This window comes from Pseudonocardia nigra (assembly GCF_019396355.1).
Taxonomy (GTDB): Bacteria; Actinomycetota; Actinomycetes; order Mycobacteriales; family Pseudonocardiaceae; genus Pseudonocardia; species Pseudonocardia nigra.
Genome location: NZ_JAHKRK010000354.1, coordinates 1 through 4,666, shown reverse-complemented (window position 1 = coordinate 4,666; position 4,666 = coordinate 1). Strand labels below are relative to the sequence as shown.

Annotated in this window: 4 protein-coding genes; 1 reads left to right on the top strand and 3 read right to left on the bottom strand. The window is 75.3% G+C overall.

All coding sequences use genetic code 11. The annotated features are described in order from the left end of the window. A partial coding sequence (locus KME75_RS40050) for a chromosome segregation SMC family protein (protein WP_219420216.1) occupies nt 1-2,661 on the bottom strand: 2,661 nt, incomplete at its 3' end. A 98-nt stretch (nt 2,662-2,759) separates the two neighbouring features. Then, a complete protein-coding gene (locus tag KME75_RS40045) occupies nt 2,760-3,050 on the bottom strand; it encodes an acylphosphatase (RefSeq protein WP_219420215.1) in 291 nt (96 codons plus the stop codon). A 21-nt stretch (nt 3,051-3,071) separates the two neighbouring features. On the opposite strand from KME75_RS40045, the gene KME75_RS40040 reads away from it, so the two are divergent. Next, nucleotides 3,072-3,557, top strand: a complete 486-nt coding sequence (locus tag KME75_RS40040) for a CAP domain-containing protein (protein WP_219420214.1) — start codon at nt 3,072-3,074, stop codon at nt 3,555-3,557. Between the two features lie 151 nt (nt 3,558-3,708). Here KME75_RS40040 and KME75_RS40035 read toward each other — a convergent pair. Next, nucleotides 3,709-4,666: hypothetical protein (locus tag KME75_RS40035; RefSeq protein WP_219420213.1), on the bottom strand; the 958-nt coding region annotated here is incomplete at its 5' end.

Sequence of the window (4,666 nt, the reverse complement as noted above, 5' to 3'; positions counted from 1 at the left end):
GCGGGCGGCCGCGGCGGCGTCGCGCTCGGCGGCCGCGGCATCGAGCGAGACGGCGATGCGCTCGCAGGCGGTCTCGCCCGCGGTGGCCACGAGCGTGGCGATGGCGGCGTTGCGCTCCCTGGCCTCGCGGGCGGCGGCGGCCCGGGCGCGTGCCTGCCGCTCGGACGCGGCCTGCCGCCGCAGCGACTCGGCGCGCCCGGCGATCGCCCGCGCCCGCTCCTCGGCGGTGCGCAGGGCGAGCCGGGCCTCGACCTCCTCGGCGCGGGCGGCGGCGACCGACTCGGCGGCGGCGTCGCGGACCTCGGTGTCGGGCTCGTCGTCGACCGGCTCGTCCTCGGCGATCGCGAGCTGCTGCTCGGCGGCCTCCAGCGCCAGGAGGGCGTCCGAGCGCCGGGACTCGACGCCGTCGCGGCGCTCCCGCATCCGCTGCGCCTCCGCGGTGGCCGAGCGAACCACCTGTTCCAGGCGTCCGAGCTGGGCGGACGCGGCGGAGCGGCGGGTCTCGGCCGCCGACTGCACCTTCTGCGCCGCCTCCACGTCGGCCAGCCGCGCGCCCTCCTCGGCGCGGGCGCCCTCCAGCGTCGGGCGCAGCCGCTCGAGCTCCTCCTCGACGGTCTCCCGCTGCTCGACGGCCTCGTTCACCGCGGCCTGGACGTCCAGCGCGCTCGACGCGGTGCCGGAGCCGCCGGACGCGCACGCGACGCCGAGGACGTCCCCCTCGGCGGTGACGGCGGTGAGCTCGGGGTGTGCGGCGACCACGGCCTGCGCCGCGTCGAGGTCGTCGACGACGAGGACGCCCGCGAGCAGCCGGTGGACGGCCCCGGCGAGCGGTCCGTCGGCGCTGACCCCGTCGAGGGCCCACCGCGCCGTTGCAGCAAAGCCACTTTCACGCAACCACGTTGCGTCAAAGTGGCTTTGCTGTAATTCGGCGGACCCCACCACGAGCGATGCGCGGCCGGCGTCGCGGGTGCGGAGCAGGCGGAGTGCGGCCACGGCGGCGTCCGGCGACTCCACGGCCACGGCGTCGGCCAGCTCGCCCATGGCTGCGGCGACGGCCGTCCGGGCCCACGGCTCGACGGTGAGCAGGCCCGACACCGCGCCGAGGACGCCGTCGGCGCCCAGCAGCTCCCCGGAGCCGTCACGCCGGGCGAGCCCCACCGACAGCGCGTCGACCCGCGCCCGCCAGTGCGCCCGCTGCTGCTCCAGCTCGCGCTCGCGCGCCACCAGCTCCGCCACGCGGGCGCGGGCGGACTCGTGCGCCTCGACGGCCTCGACGGACCGCTGCCCGAGGTCCCGGAGAGAGCTGACGAGCGACCCATCGGCAGACCCTCCGTCCTCGATGGCGCCGAGGTCGTCGCGGGCCTGGGCCAGCTCCACCTCCGCCGCCTCGATGCGCTCCTGCGCCTCGGCCAGCGCCTCGGACAGCCGGTCGATCTCATCGGCCGTGGCGGCGGCTCCGCTGCGGAGGGCCTCGGCGCGCCCGGCGAGCGTGGCGAGGCCCGCCTTGCGGTCGGCCAGCGCGCGGACGGCGGCCATGTGGGCGCGCTCGGCGGCCGCGAGCGTCTTCTCGTGCTCGGCGCGCTCCTCCAGCACCTCGGAGAGTCGCCTGCGCGCCTCCGCGACGGCCGCGACGAGCTCCTCCTCCTGCTCGGCGATCGCGTCGGCCTCGGCGTCGAGCTCGTCGGGGTCGCGCCCCGGCGTGCGCTCCTGCGGGTCGGCGAGGTGGCGGGTGCGCTCCTGCGCGAGCCGGACGGTGCCGGCGAGCCGCTCGGCGAGCGCGGACAGGCGGTACCAGGTGTCCTGGGCCGCGGCGAGCCGCGGCGCGTCCTGGGCCAGGGCGGTTTCGAGCCGCTCCTGCTCCACCCGCGCGACCGACAGCTGCTCCTCGACCTCGGCGCGTCGGGCGCGGGCGCTCGCCTCGTCGGCCTCCTCGCGGGCCAGCTCGTCGCGCACGGTGACGACGTCGTCGGCGGCGAGCCGCAGCCGGGCGTCGCGCAGCTCGGACTGCACGGCCTGGGCCCGCCGCGCGATCTCCGCCTGCCGCCCCAGCGGCTTGAGCTGACGGCGCAGCTCCGCGGTGAGGTCGGTGAGCCGGGTGAGGTTGGCCTGCATCGCGTCGAGCTTGCGGAGGGCCTTCTCCTTGCGCTTGCGGTGCTTGAGGACGCCCGCGGCCTCCTCGATGTAGGCACGGCGGTCCTCCGGCTTGGACTGGAGCACCGAGTCGAGCTGCCCCTGCCCGACGATGACGTGCATCTCCCGGCCGATACCGGAGTCCGACAGCAGCTCCTGGATGTCCAGCAGCCGGCAGGACGAGCCGTTGATCTCGTACTCGCCGGCGCCGTCTCGGAACATCCGACGGGTGATCGACACCTCGGAGTAGTCGATCGGCAGGGCCCCGTCGGCGTTGTCGATCGTGAGCGTCACCTCGGCCCGACCCAGCGGCGCCCGCCCGGAGGTGCCGGCGAAGATGACGTCCTCCATCTTGCCGCCGCGCAGCGCCTTGGCGCCCTGCTCGCCGAGCACCCAGCTGATCGCGTCGACGACATTGGACTTCCCCGACCCGTTGGGCCCGACGACGCAGGTGATCCCCGGCTCCAGCCGCATGGTGGTGGCCGAGGCGAAGGACTTGAAGCCCTTCATCGTCAGGCTCTTCAGGTGCACGGGCGGTTTCTCCAGCCAGCAGGGTCGACGGAGAAGGCTACCGAGCGCGGCACCCGTGGCCGTTCACCCCTGCTCGGCGGGTCGGCGACGACCCGAGGTCACGCCTCGACGAACCCCTCCAGTCCACCCCGGGCATCTCCCCATTGCGTGACGACCTGGTCCACGCGACCCGGCGTCCCGTCACTCGAAAGGGCGAAAACAAGGGCTTCGCAGGCCTTCCGCTCACCCTCCGCTGTCACGCAAACGCGCCCGTCAGAGAGGTTCCTGGCGCTTCCCACCAACCCCAACTCGAGGGCCCTACACCGCGTCCACCAGCGGAAACCCACGCCTTGGACATGTCCGTGGACCCAGGCTGTGACCCGGACCACCTCGCCAGTGTCAGCGCTCACACCCTGCTAGGTTACGCCGCCGTGATCAGCATCGGGCGCCGAGGCGCTGCTCTCCTCGTCGCGACGACCGCCGGCGCGGTCCTCGTCGGCGGTGTCGCGATCGCCGCTCCCCGCATGGCATCCGAGTCCGGCCAGCAGGACGGCTACGCCGACGCCGTCGTCGCCCTCGCCAATGCCGAACGGCAGCAGGCGGGTTGTCCCGACCTCGTGGCCGACGAGCGGCTGGAGGCGGCGGCGGAGGGGCACGCGGCCGACATGGCGGAGGACGACTACTTCTCCCACACCAGCGACGACGGCCGGGAGTTCAACGACCGCGTCGCGGAGTCGGGCTACCCGCGTCGCGGCGGCGAGAACATCGCGATGGGTCAGGACAGCCCCCAGCGGGTAGTGGAGGCCTGGATGGAGTCGCCCAGCCACCGCAGCAACATCGTGAACTGCGACTACGCGACGATCGGCGTGGGCCACCACTCCGACGGCAACTACTGGGTGCAGGACTTCGGCTACTGACGCAACGGGGCGACTCGCGCGTCAGAACCGGGGCGACTCGCGCGTCGAAATCGGGCGACTCGCGGAACATCTCCGCGAGTCGCCCGGAATCGGCGGGTGAGTCGCCCGGCTGCGGCGACTCAGGCCGTCCGCCCGCGCGCGACGACGTCGGTCACCCGCCCGGGGGCGGCGGTACGGTGGTCGGGAGCGGCGGCGCCGTGGACGGCGGCACTGTCGTCGGCCCGGCGTCCGCAGGCGGGGCCGGGACGCCGGGCGCGGCGCTCGCGGACGGCGCTGCGGACGGCACCGCGACGACCAGGGGACCGGGCGGAACGGTGACGCATCGGCCGGTGGAGTCGTACTCCTTGACGCCCCGCGGGTACGGGCGCACGGGGTCGGTCGTCGGGTAACCCGGGTCGCCGTAGCCGTCGTAGCAGTGGTCCGCGGTGTTGATCGGGCGCCCGTCCTGGTCGAACAGGTACACGTCGGTCAGCGGGTTGCCGTTCGCGTCGACCGGGCGGATGTCGCGGATCTCCCGGTCGTCCTGCCACAGCCCGGGCTGGTGGTACGGCGCGTAGCTCACGTTCGACGCGGGCTGGAAGACCGCCGCCCCGCTCACGACCAGCCCGAGGAACGACAGCACCGCGGCGACACCGTTCAGCGGCACGACCGCCCACAGCCAGCGCCGATCCCGCTGCGAGCGGCGACCCACCCAGACCGACGCCGGCACCGTCACCAGGTCCAGCAGCAGGACCGGACCGGCCTCGACGTCCGCGACCACCCACAGCACCACCGCGGCCGCGACGAGTGCGCGGGCCACCCACCAGGCGGGCTGCAGGCTCGCCAGGAAGTCGGTGACGACCCGGCCGGGGGTCCCGGGCCCCGGGCGGGCGGCGAGGAACCGGCGCACCTCGGGCAGCGCGGCCACGCTGGGCACCCGGGGCCCCTCGCGGGTGAGCACGGGCAGCCCCGCGAGGGCGAGCAGTGCCCCGAGCTGCACGAACCCCGGTTCGCGCACGACGACCCCGCACGCCATGACGAACGTCGACCCGACGAGCGCGAGCACCGCGAGGCGCGCCGGGACGGTCCCCGGCCGGTCGGCAGCGGCGGCGGCCGCCGGGGCGGGCGGG